This window comes from Streptomyces sp. NPDC047108 (assembly GCF_040643575.1).
Lineage (GTDB): Bacteria > Actinomycetota > Actinomycetes > Streptomycetales > Streptomycetaceae > Streptomyces.
In genome coordinates, this window is sequence record NZ_JBEYUP010000012.1 from 1 (window position 1) to 20,590 (window position 20,590).

Here is a 20,590-nt window from a genome sequence, read left to right on the forward strand (position 1 = left end):
CCCAGGCACTTCTCCGCCTGGCCCGCCAGCGGATCAACGTGCTGTTCGCAATGCTCCGCGACGGCACCTTCTACGAACCCAGAACCCCACGCCTCGCTTGACGAAAGACATAGAGGCACCCCCCCCGTCACCTGCGGCGGGATCCGTATTCCCCTACAGGCTCGAATTCCCCTACAGGCCCGAGACGTTGAGAAACCGGTTCGGGGTGTCCGGGGGCACCTTCTTCAGGACACCGCGGGAGGCGTGGTCGACGAGCCACGACTCGACCTGGCCGGGTGTGGCCCTGGGGTGCGCCGAGAGATACAGAGCGGCTGCTCCTGTGACGTGGGGCGCCGCCCAGGACGTGGCGCCCCAGGGGTGGGTCGCGTCGCCGTGTTCGTACCAGGCGCTGGTGATGTGGTCGCCGGGCGCGTACAGGTCGACGCACCGCCCATGGCCGGAACCGTTCTCGTCGCTTTCCTGCCAGGCCCGTCCGCGCCGGGTGGACGCCGCCACGACGACGGCCTCCCGCACTCCGGCCGGGGAGTGCTTGCACGCGTCGTCGCCGTAGTTCCCCGCGGAGACGACGACGCTCACGCCGGAGGCGATCAGGCGCCGGACCGCCGCGTCGACGGCCTTCGTCACGCCCTTCTGGTTGATGGACATGTTGACCACGGCCGGCTTCTTCGCGTGCGTGCGGACCCAGTCGACCGCCTGGATGAGCTTGGTGTCCTGAACGCCATCCGGCAGGGGCTTCCGGCCCTCGCCGCACCGGATGCCCTGCACGCGCACGAGCCGCGCCTCCGGAGCCACCCCGTACGGATCGCCCGCGACGATCCCGGCAACGAACGTCCCGTGCCCCGTCCCGTCCGAAGCCGGGCAGTCCGACGCGTCCGGCTCGTCGAAGAAGTCGGCGCCCAGGGAGGCCCGTCCGCCGAACGCCCGGTGCTTGATGTCCAGTCCGGTGTCGATGACGTAGGCCGTGACGCCCTTGCCGGTTGCCTCCGTGGTGAACGCGCCGTTCAGCGGGGGAGTGCGCTGGTCGATACGGTCCAGATTCCACGGGGCGCCGTCCTGCCGTCCGGGCCCGGAGGAGGCGCTCGCGGAGTCGGACGGCTTCCCGTCGTCGGCGGGCCGTGACGGCTTCGAGGACTCCGACGCGGTGCCGTGTCCGGAGGAACCTGTCCGGCGCGCCTCCGGATCGGTCTCACCGGTCGATGTGCAGCCGGCGAGCAGACACGCCGTCGCCGCGGTCACTGCGGCCGCCGCGCGCAGGGTGGTGGTGCGGGTGGTCATCGGGCTCCCTCTCTCAGGCAGGTGCCACCTCTCAGGCAGGTGCCACGTGCAGACGGGGGTTCCGCGGCGGCCGGTTGCACGCGAGGCATCCCCGGGAGCCCGAATGAGTACCTCGATCACACCACTTGAGTAGCCGTACCGGGGCGAAGCGTGTCAGAGGGAGCGGGAGGCGAAGGGGCCGTCGGCGCCGAAGGCGAGCGCGGCGAAGCGTTCGCCGATACGGCGGTGGGTGGCGGCATCCGGGTGCAGCTGGTCCGGCAGCGGCAACTCGGCCGCGTCGGTCTCCCCGTACAGGTCACGGCCGTCGAGGTGGTGCAGGTTCGGGTCATCGGCTGCCCGCTGCTCCACGATGCGGGTCAGTTGCTCCCGGACGATCCGCAGCGTCAGCTTCCCGCTCGCCCGCTCCGCCGGATCGCCCATGGGCCGGAACCGGAGCTGTCCGGAGCCGATCCCGCCCAGGTCCGGGGCCGTGGGACCCGGCGTGTCCTCGTGCATGGGGCACAGGATGGGTGAGACGACCAGCAGCGGTGCGGTGGGGTGCCCCTCGCGGACGGTGTCGAGGAAACCGTGGACGGCCGGGGTGAAGGCGCGCAGCCGCATCAGATCGGTGTTGACCAGGTTGATGCCGATCTTGACGCTGATCAGGTCGGCGGGGGTGTCGCGCAGCGCGCGAGCGGTGAACGGGTCGAGCAGGGCACTGCCGCTCAGCCCCAGATTGATCAGCTCCACCCCGCCGAGGGACGCGGCGAGCGCGGGCCAGATGGCGGTGGGGCTTGCGGCGTCGGAGCCGTGACTGATCGAACTGCCGTGGTGCAGCCACACCTTGAGGCCCCGGTCCGGAGCCTGCTCGACGGGGGCGTCGGTGCGCAGGGCGATGAGTTCCGTGGTCTCGTTGTGCGGCAGCCAGATCTCGACGTCCTTGTCGCCCTCGGGCAGGTCCGTGAAGCGGACGGTGCCGGGAGGGCCGGTACGGGTCTCGGTGGTCCCCTCCGTCATGTCGATGGTCAGGGTGTTGCCCCCGCTCGCACTGGTCTGGCGCGTCAGGCGGCCGTCGACGAGCAGGTCGTAGATGCCGTCCGGGCGGGGCGGGGCGCCGACGTAGAAGCGCTTGGTCCGCAGCGTGTCCAGCTCGACGGCGGTGGCACGTGTGCGGAACACCAGCCGTACGCCCGAGGGTTGGGACTCGGCCATGGCGAGTTGCCCGTCGTCGCACTGGGCGCGGGCCCGGGCGGGCAGCCGGTGCGGCAGGACGCCGTGAGCGGTTCGCTCCACGTCGAGGGCGCCGCGCAGGAGGCCGGCGGTGACGGGGGTCGTGACCCAGGGGTGCTCGGTCGTGGTGTTCATACGTGCCTCGGCGTCGTGATCGAGAATGGGGAGGGTGCGGGGTGCGCGCCCGCGGGGAGCGGGTCGGTGGGCGCCGGCACGGGGCGCGGGGCCAACGCGTGGACGGAAGCGGGGCGTTGGTCTCCCCGGGCGGCGCGGCCGGGTGGTGCGCGGGTAGGGGTCAGGGCGAGGGCCAGTTCCTCAGCAGGGCGTCGAGAGCGTCCAGGGTGCGGTCCCAGGACTCCTGGGAGTCGGGGGCGCTGTGGCTGAACCCGCCGCCCGACTCCAGGCCGACGAAACCGTGGAAGACGCTGCCGAGCATCCGGACCGCGTGCGTCTGCTCCGGCTCCGTCAGGTCGTAGCCGCGCAGGATCGCTCGCGTCATCTGTGCGTGCCGGACGCCGGCGCCGGCGGCCGCCGTCTCGGGGTCCAGCCGGAGCTGGGCAGCGGCGTAGCGGCCGGGGTGCTCCCGGGCGTAGTCGCGGTAGGCGTTCGCGAACGCGGCCAGGGCGTCCTTGCCGGCCCGGCCGGCCAGGGCGTCGGCGGCGCGGTCTGCGAGTTCGTCGAGGGCGAGCAGCGCGATCCTGGTCCTGAGGTCCTGTGAGCTCTTCACATGGGAGTAGAGGCTCGCGACCTTGACGTCGAACCGCCGGGCGAGCGCCGAGACCGTGACGTGGTCGAAGCCGGCCTCGTCGGCCAGCTCCGCTCCCGCCCGGGTCAGGCGTTCCGCGGTGAGTCCTGCGCGTGCCATGTCGCCCCTTCCGAACCGTGTGCGAAAGCCATCATGCAAGTGGCTAAAGGTATTAGGCAAACGGTTATCGGATGTAGGGGAGGTTCGGGGCGCGGGGCGCCGCTGGGCGGGGTGGGAGAGGGCGGGGCCGGGGTGCTAGTAGTGCCGGATGCCCGCGGCGAGCGTGCGCGTCCACGGGGCGTCGATCTCCTCCGCGCCCATGGACACCACCAGATGGCAGAGCGTGCCCCGCGCGAAGAACTCCTGCACCTGCTCGTCGCTGCCGCCGGACGCGCCGCGGACGTACTCGACGGCGCGTGCGTACCCCGCCCGTACGGCCTCGCGCACGGCGGGCTCGGAGACCGATGCCGCTTGGGCGTGGAGCTGGACGAGCAGGAGATCCTGGTCGCCGATCAGCCGTGCGTAGGCCTCGCCCATCGCCGAGAGCGCCGCTTCGGCCGAACTGCCGTGAGCCGCCGCGGCGCCCTCCTCCAGGCTGTCGCGGACCCGGGTGAAGCAGTGCTCGACCACGGCGACGAAGAGGGCTTCCTTGTTGGGGAAGAGCCGGTACACGTACGCCTGCGAGATTCCGGCGGCCTTGGCGACGTCGGTCGTCGTCGTGCCGAAGTATCCGCGTGAGGCGAAGGCGCCGATCGCGGTGCGCAGCACGGTCTCGCGGCGCTCTTCGGCGGTGGACAGGCGGCGGCGCGTGGTGGCAGGCATGTGAGTACTCAATCACTCACACCTGTGGCCGGTCAATCGTCGGAGGCTACGGGACGGGGCCGCCCCCTCAGCGCCCGCGCGGGACACCGGTGAGCGAGTCCGGGTCGATGGCGTGGTTCAGCAGGTGGAGCGGCGCGGCGCGGACGCCGTACGACTCCGCCTCCCGTACGTAGTGCAGAACGCGCTCGGCGTCCACCAGGCCGTGGATCAGGGGCAGTTCGGGGACAGCCGCCCGGAGCAGCGACTCCAGGCGGCACGAGGCCACGGTGTCCGGGATGCGGGACCGTGCCGCGTATCCGTCGGCGGCCGCCGAAGGGAGGTCCGCCGCGAGGTGGTGCTCGACGGGCCCGACCGCCAGCAGCCCGCCGCCGACGACGAGCACGTCCCGCCGGTCGCGCATGCGCGTCAGCGCGCGGGCCGTGTCGAAGCAGTGGGGGAAGGAGTCGTCGACGAGGATCGTGCCGGGCCGCAGGCGGTCGGTGTCGATCAGGTCCGTCGCACCGCTGACGGCGGCGATGAGCAGATCGGCCTCGTACACCGGGGCCGGGAGGCCCGGCGAGGACTCGTGGACCTCCACGTCCGGGGCGGCGAGGCCGCGTGCGGACAACGACGCGCCCAGGTCCGTCAGGCGTGCCGCGCTCCCCGCGACATCGCACAGCAGCAGCCGGGCGGGCGGGCGCGCCGCGCGGGTCAGAAGCAGTTCCAGAGAGGTGCTGCCGATGGAGCCGAGGCCCACGACGGCCATGGTGAGGTCGCCCAGGTCGCGTCCGGCGGCCTCCAGCGCGGCCTGCACGGACAGGACCACGGAAACGGCGGTCGCCGCGTGCCCGGTGGTGACCGTCGGCCGGGGGCGATCGCGGTGCGCGGCATCCGCCGCGTCGAGGACGCCGAAGCCGTAGCCCGTGAGGGCGGGGATCATCCCGGCCAGCGAGGTGCAGCGCGAGCCGAGGGACACCGCATGGTGGACGGCGCGGGCGGTGTGCGCGGCGAGATCCGGCCCCGGGGCCAACTCGTCCGCGAACAGCGGCAGGCAGACGAACCCCGACCGGCCGAGCCGTGTGTCGATGTGCTCCAGGAGGCGCGGGCCGCCGCCCGGGAAGAGCAGCGCGCGCAGAGCGTCGCGGGAGATCGCCGGGGCCGGCCGTCCGGTCAGCGCCAGGAGCTGTTCCGGGGCCGGGAGATAGCCGATGAGAGCGGCGTCCAGCGTGGAGGGGGCGTCGGGTGCCGGGCCGGGGCCGTACGGGTGCGTGGTGGCGGTACGCGGCCGCTCCGGTCGGGGGTCGGTCGGCCCCGGTCGGGGATCCGATGCGGGCGGGGCGGCGGACGGGGGCGCCGCGTCGGCGAGTTGGTCCCGCAGGGTGCGGGTGAGATCCGCGAACGCTGCGGCGCTCAGGGCGGAGGCCGAGGCGCGCAGCATGACGCGCAAGCCGTCGCCGACCGGGCGTACGGCCAGGAACGTGTCGGTGCCGACGGGCGGCGGGTCCAGCTCCGCGTCATCGTCCCAGGAGACCTCCAGGGTCTCGCTGATGAGCGGGCCGAGCGAGGAGAAGTCGAGGTAGGTGAAGAAGAACTGGGCGGCGGCCGGGAGGCCCGCCGCCGCGGCCGGGATGTCCGCTCCGTCTGCACGAGCCGCGGCGGCCGCCGCCGCCACGCGCCGCAGATCGTCCACGAAGTCCGGTACCGGATCGGCCTCTTGAGGATCCTCGGGCCTCGAGGCCCTCCGGGATACGGGAGGCTCGGCCGGGCGTACGGGTACGGCCGCGGCGAACGGGCCGAAGACGCTCCCGATACCGGGCAGCGCGTGGTCCCGCCCCGTGACGGCCAGGCCCAGGACCAGATCCCTGCGCCCCGTCAGGCCGGCCAGCGCCCGGTAGTAGGCGGTGAACAGGGGCGCATGCAGCGTGGTCCGGGCTTCGGTGGCGAGCCGCCGAAGCGCCTTGACCCGGCCGGCGTCCAGCGTGAACGCGGCCGAGTGGAACGTCCGTTCGGCGGTGTCGGCTGCGGCGCCGCACCGCAGCACCGGGCGTTCGTACGGGGTCTGCACGCGGTCGGGCCGCGGCTCCGGCCGGGCGGCCTCCCTCGTCGTGGTGTCGAGGAGGGAGGCATAGTCGCGGAACGTGGCGCGCAGGGGCGCCAGTTCGACGATGTCTTCGCCTCCCCGGACCTGACCGTCGTAGAGCGCGAGCAGTTCACGGCCGAGCAGCGCGGCGCTGTACCCGTCGCCGATCAGATGGTGGGCGTGGACGACGAGGACGTGCTCGTCCACCGCCACCGTGAAGACGCGCAGGCGCAGCAGGGGCCAGGCCCACGGCTCGAACCGGGACCGCCGCTCCTCGGCGATCCGGTCGTCCAGCATGCGGGGGTCTTCCAGGGACTCGACCTGCACGGGGAGCCGCAGGGAGGCGGGCAGTTCCTGCTGGACGGGCGGACGGGCGCCCGCGGGGAAGACGGTGCGCAGCATCGGATGGCGTTCGACGAGGACGTCCACCGCGCGCTGGAAAGCCTCGGCCTTGAGCGGCCCGCGCAGCCGCATCCGCGCGAGCCACGCGGATCCCGCCCCGGGCCTCACCGCTTCCGCGAGCAGAAAACCGCGCTGGGTGGGCGTGACGGGATACGGCCGTGAGGACCCGGACCCGGACCCGGACCCGGACCCGGACTCGGACCCGGACCCGGACTCCGGCGGTCGCGAACGCGCCTCGTCGGCTGGTGCGTCGGCTTCGGAGAGTCGTCCACCGGTGGAGTCCGCTGCGAAGGCGTCGACCGCCGCCGCCAGAGCGCCGAGCGTGCGGTGCTCGTAGATCACGGTCGGCCGGGGCAGTGCGGTGATCTCCTCGCCGAGGCGGGCGAACACGTCGAGAACGAGGAGCGAGTCGCCGCCGAGACCGAAGAAGTCGTCCTCGCGCCGGACGTCCGGGGTCTCCAGCAGCTCCGACCAGATCCGGGCGAGCAGGCACTCGGTCGGGGTCGTGGGTGATGTGCCGGTGGGCGAACGTCCGTCGCGAAGACCGTCGTCGGACACGCCGGAGGCCGAGTCCGTACCCGCGTCCGGGAGCGCCGGAGGAGCGGCGAGTCGGCGACGGTCGATCTTCCCGGTGCCGGTGAGCGGCAGCGCGTCCACGACGTGGATGCGGGACGGGAGCATGTAGTCGGGCAGGATCGCGCCGAGGTGGGTGCGCAGCCCGGTGTGGTGGAGGCCCGGTGCGCCGGCGGCGGGACCGCGCCGCGGTTCGGCGTATGCGACGAGGCGGCCGTCGTCCTGGAGGACCGCCGCGCGGGCGACATCCGGGTGGGTCTGCAGCGCCGCCTCGATCTCGCCGGGCTCCACCCGGTGGCCACGGACCTTCACCTGGTCGTCGAGGCGGCCGAGGAAGTCCAGCAGCCCGTCGGGTCCGACGCGTACGCGGTCACCACTGCGGTACCAGCGCCGACCGTCGCGTTCGGTGAACACCTCGGCCGTGAGGGCCGGTTCACCGAGATAGCCGGGGGAGAGGCAGGCGCCGCCGATGAGGAGTTCGCCGGGTTCGCCGTCCGGGCAGCGCCGTCCGTCCGCCGCGACCACCACGACGTCGGTCCCGCCGACGGCACGTCCGATCGGCAGCCGGGTCACGGCGTCGCCGGGACGGCCGTCGATGATGTGGCAGGTCGCGTTGATGGTGGCCTCGGTCGGCCCGTAGAGGTTGGCGATGCGGTGACCGGAGCCGAACAGGTCGTACCAGCGCCGGACATGGGCGGGGGACAGCGCCTCCCCGCCGACGTGGATCCAGCGCAGTGCCGTCAGATCGGGCGGTGACCCGTCGCGCCGGGCGCGGGCTTCGGCGGCGGAGAGCAGGCGCTCCCACAGGGTGGGAACCGAGCTCCACACCGTGATGCGCGCCCGCTCCACGTGGGCGAGCAGCTCCTCGGGATCGCGGACGAGGCGGCGGGGCAGGGTGACGACGGTGGCGCCGACGAGCAGCGGGGCAAGGAGCTGGCGGACGGACGCGTCGAAGCAGACGGAAGCGGTCTGGGCGAGACGGTCCCCGATGCCGTAACCGAACGTCTCCAGCGCCCAGTTGAGGTAGTGCTCCGCAGCCCGGTGGGTGATCGGAACGGCCTTGGGGCGCCCCGTGGACCCCGAGGTGAAGATCACGTACGCGATGGCGTCGGGGTCGTGGTCCGGGGTGTCGGGGGTGGTCGGGGCGGGCTCCGGCGCGGCGGCCGGTGCCGGGGAGCCGACGGCCACCGGGCGGTCGTCAGGCACCGGGAGACCGGCGGACACCGGGGCGTTGACGGACACGGGGGTGACGCCGGGCAGCGCGTCGGCCGTCGCGCGGGTCGCGTCGTGGCACACGACCGTACGCGCCGCCGTCCGTTCGAGCTGTCCGGACAGGCGCGACACGGGGTGTCCCGGGTCCAGCGGAACCCATCCCGCTCCGGCGCGGAGGATGCCGACGAGCCCGACGACGGTGTCGGAGCCCGGCTCGGTGAGCAGGCCGACGAGGCCGCCGGGGCCGACTCCGGTGGCGCGCAGTGCGGCGGCAAGTGCGGCGGAGGCGCGGTCGAGTTCGGCGTACGTCAGGGTCGAGTGCCCGGTGTCGACGGCGACGAGTCCGGGAGTGGCACGGAACTGTGCGCTGAGCCGGGCGACGAGCCCTGCGGGCCGGGACGTATCGGCCCGGGCGGTCTCCGGGCCTTGTGTCCCGGGCTGCTGCGCCATCGCGCGCAGCTCGGCGAGGTGGTCCCCGGCCAGCCGCGCCACCGTGTCGCGGTGGAAGAGGCCGGCCGGGAAGTTCCAGGAGAAGTGCAGGACGTCGTCCGACTCCCAGCACAGCAGTGCGAGTCGTGTGGCGGCCGAGGCGGTGGCGGCCGCTGTCGGCCGCACGCTCACCGGGCAGCCGGGGGTGAGGGTCGCGGGGAAGCGGGCGAAGCTGAAACTCGCAGGGGACGCCGTACGCGGTCCGGAACCGCCGACGGGCCGCAGCCGCGCGAGGTCGAGGCTGCCGGGGCGGGCGTGGAGCTCGCCGGAGAGCCACGCCTCCCGCACCCGCCCCGCCAGAGCCGCCACCGGCTCGCCGGGCTCGACGGCGACGGCGATCGGCAGCGTGTCGGCGAGCGGGCCGACGAGCCGGTCGATGCCGGGCAGCCGCGTCTCGCGGCGCGCGCGGGCGACGTTGACGGTCACGTCACGCTGCCCGCTCCACCGCGCCAGGCAGCGGACGTACGCGGTGAGCAGCAGGTGGAAGAGCGATACGCCGTGGGCGGCGGCCCGTTCGCGCAGCGCCGCCGTGAGGTCCCGGTCGGTGACGGCCGGGTGTGCGAGGAGGGGCGGCGCGGGAGGCGCGTCCGGATCGCCGTCGTAGGGCAGGCGCAGGGGCTCGTGCCCCCGGGCGAGAACGGTGCGCCAGTGCTCCAGATCGTCGTCGAACGCGTCCGATGCACGCTCCTCCTCGACGGCGGCTGCGTAGTCGGCGAAGGTCGCGCCAGGGGTGGGCCGGGCGGGGGTACGGCCGTGTGCGAGGGCGGTGTACGCGGCCCACAGCTCCTCGCCGAGGAGGTTCAGGCTGAATCCGTCCGCGGCGGCGTGATGGACCACCAGCAGCAGATGCGCGACGTCCGTACCCCCGCCCGTGTCGCCTCCGGATGATGTGCTGTCGCGGACGAGGACCGCACGCAGCGGGGGACCGGTGGCGAGGTCGAACACCCTGTTGCACAGGGCTTCTTCGAGCTCATGGAGCGGTCCGTGCAGCTCCCGCACCTCGTACCACGTGGGGAGCGGAGACGCCGGTGCCACGGACTGGCGGGGCGCCGGGCCGTCGGGTTCGATACGGATACGGAGCATCGGGTGACGCTCCATCAGGGCGGCGAGGGCTTCACCGAGCACGTCGGCGTCGAGCGGTCCGGTGATCGTCTGCCGTACGTAGCCGTAGGCGGGGACCTCGGGATGCAGCCGACCACCGGTATGGAACGCGCGTTGCACGGGGGTGAGGGGAAAGGGGGTGCCGTCGGCCGCCGATGGCCCTCCCGCCGCGCGGCGCGTCACGGGTCCGTCCGCCGGCGTCGCGTCGTCGGAGGACACCGCCGGCGCCGTCGAGGTGGCGTCGAGATGCGCGGCCAGTTCGCCGAGGGTCGGATACTCGAAGAACAGCGTCGCCGGGAGGGGGCGCCTGAGTTCCGGCTCCAGCTGCTTGACGAGGTCGACGGCGGTCAGCGAGTCCAGGCCCATGGAGAGGAGCGGCTCGTCGTCGGCGATCTCCTCGGGCCGCCGGTCCAGCGCCGCCGCGAGCAGACGGCGCAGTGTCCCGCCCACGCCGGAAGGGCGGCGGCCCTCCGCGGGCGCGGACGCGGACGCGCGCGCGGATGCGGTCTTCCGCGCGGGTACGGGGATTCGCGCGGGAACGGGGATCCGCGCGGGTACGGGGAGGGGCCTCGACGGTTCCGCACCGGCCTCCCCAGGCAGTGCGGGCATCTGGGTTGCCGGGATGGGGCGTTCCGATGCGGGTTCGGCGACGAGGAGTTGCGCCGCGTCGATGCCGGACGCGGCGTGGAGAGCCGTCAGTGCCACGTCCATGCCGACCGGCGCGACGCCGCGTCCGGCGACGGCCTCGCCCGTCAAGTGCCGTGACGCCAGGCCGGTTTCGGCGACCGCGGCGAAGTTGAGGGCCTGCCAGGGGCGTCCGGCGGACCGCTCGGCCGCGGCGAAGGCGTCCTGGAAGGCGTTGGCGGCCGCGTAGTCGCCCAGGGCCCCGGCGAGACCCGGAAGCACGGAGGCGACCGAGGAGAACGCCACGCACACGGCCGGTCGCCTGCCGTGTCGTCGCAGGGCGTCGGCGAGCACCTGCGTGCCGCGCACCTTGGGCGCGAGGACCTGGGCGATCTCCTCCGGTGACTTCGACCGCAGCGTGCCGGGCCGGACGACACCCGCCGCATGGAACACCCCGTCCAGGGAGGGGAGTCGGGCCAGGCCGGACATGAGCGCGTCGACATCGGCCCTGACCGACACGTCGGCCGCGCTATACCGGGCCGACGCGCCGAGCGCGGTGAGTTCGTCCAGCAGGGCCGCGGGTGGCTCCGGTGACCTGCCCACCAGCACCAGGGTGGGACGTCCCCGCCCCGCCAGGTCGAGGGCGAGCGCACTGCCGATGCCGCCGGCACCACCGGTGATCAGGTACGTGCCGTCGGCCGGAAGGGAGGACCGCGCCGGAGCGGGTACGGCCTCGGCGACCGGGTGCCGGGTGAGCCGGCGGCCCGAACGCCACGCAACGGCCTGTCCGCGCCCCGGTGCGGCCCGGACGCCGAGTTCCCGTTCCAGGGCGTCGAGCCGGTCCCCGAGGGAGTCGAGCGAGGACAGATCGAGGCTGCACACGGAGAGATCCCGCCGCTCCTCCGGCAGGGCCATGGCCAGACCGGTGAGCAACGCCTGGGCGGGGCGCGGCAGTTCAGGTGCGGCGCCGGTGGCGTGCACGTCCTCGGTGACGACGACGACACGGGAGACCCGGCCGGAGACGCTGTCCGCGACCGCGTCGGAGATCCCGTCGAGTCCGGTGTGCCCCAACTCCCCCTCCGGACCGGCGAGCCGGGCCATCGCCGTCAGCGCCGTGTGCTGAGCGGTGTCGAGGGCCGCTTCGGAGTCGAGGTGCATCGCAGGACCCGCGATCAGCACCACGGCCTCCGGCGGCGCCGCACCGCTGGACGGCGCCTCGCCGTCGCGGTACACGGCGGTGCCCCGCCCGGTGAGCCGATCCGCGAACGCCCGCGCCAGCGCGCAGTCGGCGCCCGTGAGACGCACCGCGCGGGGGACTGCGGCGGCGACCATCGGCGCGTCGTCCCAGACGAGCCGGTGCAACGGCGGTGCCTGCGGCGGCCCTTGAAGCGGTGCTGCGTGTGGTCGTTCCCGAACGGCCTGGTCCGGCGGGGCGACGTTCCACCCCGCCGTGGGGCTGTGGTGGCCTTGACCGGTATCGGGCCAGTGGCGCGTCCGCTGGAAGGGGTACGTCGGGACGGCGACCCGCGCCCGGCCCGCGTCGAGCCCCGTACGGTCCAGGGACACCCCGCGCGCCCACAGCCGTCCCGCCGTCTCCAGCAGGGCTTGTGCGCCGTCATCGGCCCCGCGCAGTGCCGGTGCCGCGAGCACGTCGGCCGCCGGGTGGTGAGCTGCCGCTACGGCACGCACCGGTCCAGGCAGGGTCGTGCCCGGGCCGAGTTCGACGAAGGTGTCGAACCCGTCGTCGAGCAGACGCCGTACCGCGTCGCCGAACCGTACGGTCCGCAGGGCGTGTTCGCGGAAGTGCGCCTCGTCCGGTCCGGCGCACCAGTCGCCGGTCACCGTGCTGAGCAGGGGGATCGACGGCGTGCGGAAGGCGAGCGCGCTCGCTGCGTCGGCGATCCGGTCGAGGGCCGGGGCCATGAGGGGCGAGTGGAACGCGCGCGAGACGGCCAGCCTGCGGACGGCGACGCCGTCCGCCGTCAGACGGGCGACAGCCCTCTCGATCGCCTCCGGATCTCCCGAAACGACCGCCTGACCGGGGCTGTTGACCGCCGCGACGGACAGCGAGCCACCCGCGTCGGCGACCAGCTCCGCGACGACCTCTTCCCCGCCCTTCACCGCGGCCATCGCGCCGGGAGGGGTGCCGTCGGCCATGGCGCGTCCGCGCTCCGCCGCGAAGCGCACCGCGTCGCCCAGCGTCAGCGCCCCCGCGACACAGGCAGCGGTGATCTCCCCGACGCTGTGGCCGGCAACGGCCTCAGGGGAGACGCCCCAGGCTCCGAGCTGGCGGGCCAGCGCGACACCGAACGCGACGAGGAGGGGTTGCGCGATGTCCGTCCGGGCGATGTCGGTCCGGGCGATGCCGGCGGCCGGGGTGCCGTCCCGGTCCGTGTGGAGGCACCACTCCGTCAGGGCGCGTCCGTGCAGCGGACCCACGACCGCGGACGCCTCGTCGAGCGTGTCCCGGAAGACCCGCCCCGACGCGTACAGCGCCCGGCCCTGCCGCGGGTGCTGCGCCCCCTGGCCGGGGAACAGGAACACCAGGCGCGGCCTGGTTCTTCCCGTCTCCGTGAAGTCCGGCCCGGCCTCCAGCCGGTCGGCGAGGTCGCCGGAGGCCGCGACGGCCAGCCGGTACGGCCCGTCGTCCCGGGCCGCCGCGACCGCGGCGCACACATCGCCCTCGTCGAGGTCCGGCCGGTCCTTCAGATGCGCGGCGAGGTCCTGTGCGGCAGCGCGAAGTGCTGGGGCGCTGCGCGCCGAGAGAGTCAGCAGATGCGGGCCGCGGGACGAGGACTGGGACGCGGGCCGGGACGACGAGAAGGACGGCCCCTGGACGCCACCGGGCGGAGCCTGTTCGAGGATGGCGTGCGCGTTGGTGCCGCCGAAGCCGAACGCGTTGACGCCCGCGACCAACGGGCCGGGCGCGGACCATTCGACGGGCTCGCCGACCACGGCGAACCCCGCGCCGTCGAGGCCGAGGGACGATGAGGCAGGCGTGTGGTGGAGGGACGGCGGCAGCCGCCGGTGCGTCAGCGCAAGCACCACCTTCACGAGGCTCGGCATGGCCGCCGCATGGAGCAGGTGCCCGAGGTTCGTCTTGACCGAACCCAGCAGGAGGGGCCGCCCGTCGGCGCGGGGCGGGAAGGCGTGGGCGAGCGAACGGACCTCGACGGGATCGCCGATGGCCGTACCGGTGCCGTGCGCCTCCACGTACGACACCGTGCCGGGGTCGACGCCCGCGTCGCGGTACGCCTGGGTGATGACCTCGCGCTGGCGCAGCGGGTTCGGCGCCATCATGCCGATCGACCGGCCGTCGTTGTTGACCGCCGTGCCCCGGAGGAGGGCGAGCACGGGGTCGCGGTCGCGCCGTGCGTCGTCCAGGCGGGCCAGGACGATCGCGGCTCCGCCCTCGCCCGGGACGAAACCGTCGGCCGCGGCGCCGAAGGTGTGGCACCGTCCGGTCGGCGAGAGCGCCTGGGCCCCTTCGAGCAACGCGTAGGCGGTCGGGGTGAGATGGAGTGACACGCCGCCCACGACGGCGAGGTCGCACTCGCCGTTCCGAAGGCTCTGCCGGGCCAGATGGAGGGCCACGAGGGACGAGGAGCAGGCGGTGTCGACGGCCAGGCCCGGGCCGGTCAGGTCCAGGCACTGGGCGATGCGGGCGGCGGCCAGGTTGGGGAGGTTCCCCGTCAACACTCCGGCGGGCAAGGGAGATCGAGGCACCGTCGCATCGCGGAGGACATCGCGGTAACCGCTGTCGCCGACCGCGGCGAACACGCCGACCCGGCGGCCGTGTCGGCGGCGTCCCGCGTAGCCTGCGCGCTCCAGCGCCTCATGGGCGAGTTCGAGCAGGATCCTGGCCTGGGGGTCGACGGTACGGGCCTCGTCGTCGTCGAGACCGAAGAAGCCGGCGTCGAACGCGGCGGGATCCTCAAGGAACGCGCCTGCACGGGCCGAGTCACCCGGGGCGGGGTTCTGAGTGCCGCCCCAGCGGGCGGACGGTACTGGCGTGACGGCATCATGACCCGCCATCAGGAGGTCCCAGAACGCCTCGGGGGTCGAGGCCCCGGGGAACCGGCAGGACATGCCTACGACCGCGACCGAGCCGCCGTCCTTGCCCGAAGTGCCGTCCCCGGCGGCGGGCGGCTCACACGTACGCCGCCCAGCAACCGCTGCAGCAGGCCCAGGTGCCGCATCCGGTACCGCCTCTCCCAGGACGTACCCGGCGAGTGCGGCGACCGTGTCGCGGTCGCGGACGGCGGCCGGGGGCACGGTGATGCCGAACGCGTCCTCCAGTCCGGCCAGCACCTCCATCGCCTTGAGCGACGATCCGCCGATCGTCAGGAACCGGTCGTGCGCCCCGATCCGCTGCTCCGGCACCCCCAGCACCCGAGCCCAGAGCATCCGGACGATGTCCTCGACCTCGCGACGGGAGCGTGGCCGTTGCCCTGCGACAGGCGCGGTGGTGGACACGCCGTTCGAACTGCCCCCGTCCGCAGCCCTGTTCGTCCGGTCCGGGTCCGCCCCGTACGCACCCGCCTCCCATCGCTCCCGCATCAGTCCGCGCCGCAGCTTGCCACTCGACGTCCGGGGGAAGGCCGTGCGGGGCAGCTCCACCACCGTGACGTCGTCGTGCGCCAGCGCCTCCCGTACGCGTGCCGCCACCGCGTCGCCGCGTGCGGCCGGATCAACTCCGCGACGCGGTGCGGAGCCGACGAAGACCAGGACCCGCTCCCCGCCGCCCGCCGGGTCGGTGGATCCGGCCACGGCCACCGGTCCGCCCGTGAATCCCGGCGTACCGGCCGCGACCTCCTCGATGTCCGAGGCATGGAAGGTGCGGCCGTTGACGAACAGCACGTCCTTGTGACGGCCCGTCACGCACAGGCGCCCCTCCCGCAGGAAGCCCATGTCGCCGGTGCGCAGCCATCCGTCGGTGAACGTCTCCGCGGTCGCGTCCGGCGAGCCGTGGTAGCCGCGGGCCGTCTGCGGGCCCCGCACCTCGATGTGGCCCACCCGCCGGTCGCCGAGTGGCGCCCGCGCGTCGTCCACGATCCGTACGACGCATCCCGGCACCGGATGTCCGACATCCATCAACTCCACGGCATCGGGGCCGGGTTCGGCGTCCTCTGCCCTGCCCGTGCTCAGCGCCGCCCGGTCGAGTACCAGAGGTGCCGCCGTCTCACCGAGCGGCGGGAAGGTCACCGCCAACGTCGCCTCGGCGAGCCCGTACACCGGGAGCAGAGCGCGTGCGTCGAGACCGGCTCCGCGCATCCGGCGGGCGAACTCCCGCCAGACGGACGGCGATATGGGCTCGGCGCCGACCATCACCTGGCGGACGCTGCTGAGGTCGAAGCGGTCCACGGCTGCCTGGGAGAGGCGCCGGTTGACGAGGGCCAGGGCGAAATCGGCCGCCGACAGCAACGTGGCGCGGTGGCGCTGCGCGGCGTCGAGCCACAGCTCGGGGCGCTTGGCGAACGACAGCGGGCTCAGCCTCACCTGCCGGGCGCGGGCGGCCAGCGGCGCCAGGTGGGTCCCGAAGAGCCCCATGTCGTGGAAGTACGGCATCCAGCTCGCCACGACATCGTCCGGCGTGAGCGCGGCGGCGGTCCGGATCTGCTCCAGGTTGGCCAGCACGTTGGCGTGCGTCAGCTCCACTCCCTTGGGGGCTCCGGTGCTGCCCGACGAGAACTGGAGCACCGCCACGTCGTCGGGGTGCGGCTCCGGCAGCCCGTCGGGTGGCGTGCCCCCGCGCAGGTCCGCGAGCCGCAGCGCCCGGACCGTGTCCGGCAGCCGGGAGAGCAGCGGGGCGGTCGCCTCGTCGACGACCACGGGAGGCCGTCCGAGGTGTTCCCAGACCGGCCGTACGCGGCCCGCCTCGGGCGGGAGGGGCACGGGCACCAGCCCGGCGGCGAGGGCTCCCCAGAACATCGGCTGGAAGGCGTCGCCCGGATCGGCGAGCAGCAGGACGGGGGCTCCCGGCTCCAGACCCGAAGACGGGCCCGAGGACGAGCCAGGCTCCAGGCCCGAGGAGGTGAATCCGCCGGCGACCCGCAGCGCCTCGTCGCGGAGTTCGCGGTAGGTCACGACGCGTTCGCTGCCGTCCCCCCGTACATGCACGACGACCTGTCCGGGCGCCTCATCGGCCGCGCGGAGCAGGACGTCGAGCAGGGACTTCTCGCCGTTCGGGCCTGGCATGGCGGGTAACGTACCAATCTGGGTGATCGTGTCGGGTGTGGTGCTGCGCCGCTGCCGTTCCGGCCGCCGGGGCCGTACGTTCCGGGCGCACCTTCTCCGTGGAACGGAGGGGGCCGCTCCACGGGGAAGGACCGCTTTCGTCAGCCGCGGGTTGATCCGGACGCGGCGGCCGACTCCGCCGTGCTCTTGAGGTGGGCCAGCCACGTCGACAGGGCGCCGTGCAGCGCGTCGCGCATGCCGTCGACGTCGCTGAGCACGGGTTCGCCGTTCCACGACTCGGCGGTGCGGACGAGCGTGCCCGCCGCGGTCTCCTCGAAGGTCCACACATGGACACCGTCGATGCCGTGCGCCGGGCCTCCCCACACGATGCGTCGCCGCGGCTCGACCTCGCGGACCGTGGAGGTGATGTCCAGCCCCGCCGTCTCCCAGACGAAGGTGGTTCCGGGGGCTACGGGGCCGTCCGGCTGCGCGGTGCTGATGTCGGTCTGCCAGGCGGGCCACCGCGCGATGTCGGTGTGGAGATCCCAGACGGCCGCGAGAGGCGCCTCGACGGTGACCTCGAGCTCGACGATCACGGGTGCGCTGCGGTCGATGTCCATGAAGAGTCCTTTCGGAACGGGAGAGGGGCGCGGGAGGGGAGAACGGTGCGGCAGGGGACGGGGGAGCGGAGCGGCGGAGTGCGGACGGAGGGGCAGCTGTGCGCTACTCCCGTTCGGCGTCCGGGATCCACGAGCCGTGGATCCCGGCGGGCACGCGGCGCGGCAGCTCCACCACCGCGACCGGCTCCCGCCGGATGTCCGTGGCGTCCAGGACGAGGAGCTCGGAGGTGTCGCGGGCGAGGTCGCTGACGATCGTCAGCAGGTAGCCGTCGTCCTCGGCCGTACCGCCGTCGGCGGGTACGAACACCGACTCGCCCGGCATCCTCCGCTCACCCATGGGCGCCATGCGGCGCTCTCCGGTGGCGTTGTCGTACTTCACCACGGCGTACCCGTCGAGTCCGGCGCCGGGGAAGGCGAGCGCGTAGCTGTAGCGGTTCTCCCGGCCCAGGTACGCGTCGTTGACGGTCGGGAACTCGGTGACCAGCCCGTCGCGGGGCTCCTCCGTGGCCTTGCCGCTGCGCGGGTCGAGCGTCCACCGGTGACCGACGGAGCCGATGGCGGGCGACGGCCCGTAACCCGGCGCACCCACGAACCACTTCCACGACGACTCCCACGCCGTGCGGTCGTAGCGCGGACCGTCGATGACGATGCGCCCGGCGTCGTCCTGGTGGGCATTGGCGACGTGCAGCAGAGCCCCGGGCTCGACGTCGAACCAGGTGACGGTCGCCGGCCCCGTCCGCGGCATGACGCCCATCCGCGGCGTGTAGATGTCGCTCCACCGGTAGGGGATGCCGGACTGCTCGGCGTGGTCGAAGACGACCGGGAGGTCCAGCCAGACGACGTGGTCGGTGGTGAGCGCGAAGTCGTGCATCAGCGACGGCCCGGCGCCCTCGACCTCGACGCTGCGCACCACCCGCCCGGCGGCGTCGGCCACGTAGTAGGTGAGGAACGGCGGGAAGGGCGAGTACCCGAAGAAGTGCAGCTCGCCGGTGACCGGGTCCTCCTTGGGATGGGCGGTCATCGCGGTGCGGAGTCGGCCGCCGAAGTCGTAGGGCGCGACGGTGTCGAGCTCCGGGGTCATCTGCCAGGGCAGGTTGGCCTCTTGGAGGGCGAGGATCCGGCCGGCGTGCTCGATGATGTGGGTGCCCGCGATGCTGGCGGTCAGGTCGGGGGTGCCGTCCTCACGGATGTACGGAGCGCCGTCCAGGGCGGGCGTCCTGACCCAGCGGTTGCGGTACCACTCGGCCCGGCCCTCGCGCAGGCGCAGTCCGTGGATCATGCCGCTGCCTTTGAACCAATGCGTGGGGACGTCGCCCGGCTTGGGGTTGTGGCCGTTGCGGAAGTAGCGGCCGTTCAGCTCCGGAGGCAGGGTGCCGCGGACGGTCAGACCGGTGGCGGTGGTCTCGTCGGCGACCGGTGCGAAGTGCCCGCTGAGGTAAGGCTTCTCGAGGCCGGCCCCCGTGTGCGCGGTGCTCGTGTCGATGCTCATCTCGGTCGGTCTCCTCGGTGTCGGTTCCGGGTCGTAACGGGGCGGTCGTGCCGGGGTGTTGATGTGCCGGGGGCGTGTCAGGGGCCTCTGCGAGGTCGTACGAGGGATGGTCCGGTGCGGTTCGAAGGCGTTTCTGCGTCAGCGCGGTGAACGGAGCGCCGCGTAGAGGGCGGTGAGCGCGGCCACGCCGGCGGCGGCCAGGAAGGCGGCGCCGTACCCCTGGGCCTGTTCCGCGGCCGTGACCGCAGTCGCCGCACCGCGCGGTGCGGAGGAGGCGGCGCCCGCGACGGCGGTGAGCGCGGCAAGGCCGAGGGCGCCGCCGATCTGGCGCGTGGTGTTGACCAGCCCGCCGGCCAGCCCCGCTTCCGCGGCGCCGACCCCGTCCGTGGCGAGCGTGGTGAGCCGGACGAAGGCCACGCCGAGCCCCGCGCCCACCAGCAGGGACGGGCCGAGCAGGTCCGCGGCGAACGTGCCGTCGGCCGGTGCCCGTCCGAACCACACCAGACCGGCGCTCAGCGCGATCAGCCCCGCGGTCAGGGCGGTGCGCCGGCCGAGGAGGGCGGTGAGCCGCCGGGCCAGTGCCGAGGCGAGCGTGAGGGAGAGGGCGAGCGGAAGCTGCGTCAGACCGGTCTCGAGCGGGCCGTAGCCCAGGACCTCCGTCTGGTGGAGGGGGAGAAAGTAGAAGAGTCCGATCCAGATCGCACCGAGCGCGGCCATCATCACGTTCGCCACCCGGACCGTGCCGGTGGTGAGGATCCGCGGCGGGAGGAGCGCGGCGGCCGACCGGCTCTGGATCCGGGCGAAGAGCAGGAGCAGGACGAGGCCGGCGGCGAGCGGGAGCAGGGTGGCCCGGCTCGTCCAGCCGTCACGGCTCGCGCCCGACAGGGCGAAGGCGACAGCGAAGAGGCCGGACGTCACGGTCACCGCACCCGGCAGATCGATGCGCCGCGGCGCGCTCGCGGGACGGTCGTGGGGGAGGACCGCGTACGCCCCGCCCATCGCCGCGAGGGAGAGGGGCACGCTCAGCCAGAAGACCGAGGGCCAGCCGTACGCGTCGGTGAGAAGGCCGCCCAGCAGGACGCCCGCCGCCCCGCCCGCGCCGGACACGGCGCCCCACACGCCGAGGGCGAAACCGCGCCGCGGGCCCGACGGGTACAGCGTCATCACCAGCGCCAGGGCCGCGGGCGCCAGCGCCGCGGCGGCCAGCCCCTGAACGATGCGGGCGGCGATGAGGATCTCGGCGTTCCAGGCCGCCGCCGCGATGGCGGAGGCCGCGGCGAAGAGGCCCAGTCCGCCGACGAACATCCGCCGGTGGCCGAGGAGGTCGGCGGCGCGTCCGCCGAGGAGCAGCAGGGCGCCGAAGGTCAGGACGTAGCCGTTGACCACCCACGACATCTCCACCGGGTCCAGGTGCAGATCGCGCCGTACGGGCGGCAGGGCCACATTGACGATCGAGGTGCTCAGCACGACCAGGAACTGCGCCGTGGCCGGCACCGCCAGCGCGAGGCGGGACGCGTGACCGGATCCGCCGCGGTCGTGCGCGGTGCCGGCCGCTCCGGTTCTGAGGGAAGTCGGTCCCACAACGCCTCCCGAGAAAGAGTGATTAATTACTCACTGCATGCCCGCTTGCAACGGTCGACGCCAAGGTCGGTCCGTCGGGGCGGGGTGGTGCCTCGCGGGGGCGTCGCCCCGTGTGCCGAGATCGGCGGGAGCGTCGTTCCCCTTGCGTGTGAGTAATCAACCACTCATGGCGATGGGTGTCAACCGCCCGGTCGACAGCGGCGAAGGGTCAC

The 20,590-nt window shown here is 73.8% G+C and carries 8 protein-coding genes; all 8 read right to left on the minus strand.

Going from position 1 to position 20,590, the window contains the following annotated elements; genetic code table 11:
- Window positions 1-171: 171 nt before the first annotated feature.
- Window positions 172-1,275 carry a S8 family peptidase gene (locus tag ABZ822_RS22210; protein WP_360856777.1) on the minus strand — a complete coding sequence of 368 codons (1,104 nt, stop codon included), beginning with the start codon at window positions 1,273-1,275 and terminating at the stop codon, window positions 172-174.
- 153 nt (window positions 1,276-1,428) lie between these two features.
- On the minus strand, window positions 1,429-2,619 hold the full coding sequence (locus tag ABZ822_RS22215; protein WP_360856780.1) for a GDSL-type esterase/lipase family protein: 1,191 nt from the start codon (window positions 2,617-2,619) through the stop codon (window positions 1,429-1,431).
- Between the two features lie 160 nt (window positions 2,620-2,779).
- On the minus strand, window positions 2,780-3,349 hold the full coding sequence (locus tag ABZ822_RS22220; RefSeq protein WP_360856783.1) for a WHG domain-containing protein: 570 nt from the start codon (window positions 3,347-3,349) through the stop codon (window positions 2,780-2,782).
- Between the two features lie 135 nt (window positions 3,350-3,484).
- On the minus strand, window positions 3,485-4,051 hold the full coding sequence (locus tag ABZ822_RS22225; protein ID WP_360856786.1) for a TetR/AcrR family transcriptional regulator: 567 nt from the start codon (window positions 4,049-4,051) through the stop codon (window positions 3,485-3,487).
- Window positions 4,052-4,118: 67 nt separating this feature from the next.
- Window positions 4,119-16,709 carry an amino acid adenylation domain-containing protein gene (locus ABZ822_RS22230; protein ID WP_360856789.1) on the minus strand — a complete coding sequence of 4,197 codons (12,591 nt, stop codon included), beginning with the start codon at window positions 16,707-16,709 and terminating at the stop codon, window positions 4,119-4,121.
- A gap of 140 nt (window positions 16,710-16,849) precedes the next feature.
- A complete protein-coding gene (locus ABZ822_RS22235) occupies window positions 16,850-17,308 on the minus strand; it encodes an SRPBCC family protein (protein ID WP_360856792.1) in 459 nt (152 codons plus the stop codon).
- Between the two features lie 103 nt (window positions 17,309-17,411).
- Window positions 17,412-18,797, minus strand: coding sequence for a carotenoid oxygenase family protein (locus ABZ822_RS22240; RefSeq protein ID WP_360856795.1), 1,386 nt, complete (start codon window positions 18,795-18,797; stop codon window positions 17,412-17,414).
- 138 nt (window positions 18,798-18,935) lie between these two features.
- Window positions 18,936-20,378: an MFS transporter gene (locus tag ABZ822_RS22245; RefSeq protein ID WP_360856798.1), complete on the minus strand. Its 1,443-nt coding sequence runs from the start codon at window positions 20,376-20,378 to the stop codon at window positions 18,936-18,938.
- Window positions 20,379-20,590 lie beyond the last annotated feature (212 nt).

What these genes read in the sequence shown, in the direction of transcription:
- ABZ822_RS22240 (WP_360856795.1), bottom strand. Translation starts at nt 18,797, where the DNA reads ATGAGCATCGACACGAGCACCGCGCACACGGGGGCCGGCCTCGAGAAG.
- ABZ822_RS22230 (WP_360856789.1), bottom strand. Translation starts at nt 16,709, where the DNA reads ATGCCAGGCCCGAACGGCGAGAAGTCCCTGCTCGACGTCCTGCTCCGC.
- ABZ822_RS22220 (WP_360856783.1), bottom strand. Translation starts at nt 3,349, where the DNA reads ATGGCACGCGCAGGACTCACCGCGGAACGCCTGACCCGGGCGGGAGCG.
- ABZ822_RS22225 (WP_360856786.1), bottom strand. Translation starts at nt 4,051, where the DNA reads ATGCCTGCCACCACGCGCCGCCGCCTGTCCACCGCCGAAGAGCGCCGC.
- ABZ822_RS22215 (WP_360856780.1), bottom strand. Translation starts at nt 2,619, where the DNA reads ATGAACACCACGACCGAGCACCCCTGGGTCACGACCCCCGTCACCGCC.
- ABZ822_RS22210 (WP_360856777.1), bottom strand. Translation starts at nt 1,275, where the DNA reads ATGACCACCCGCACCACCACCCTGCGCGCGGCGGCCGCAGTGACCGCG.
- ABZ822_RS22235 (WP_360856792.1), bottom strand. Translation starts at nt 17,308, where the DNA reads ATGGACATCGACCGCAGCGCACCCGTGATCGTCGAGCTCGAGGTCACC.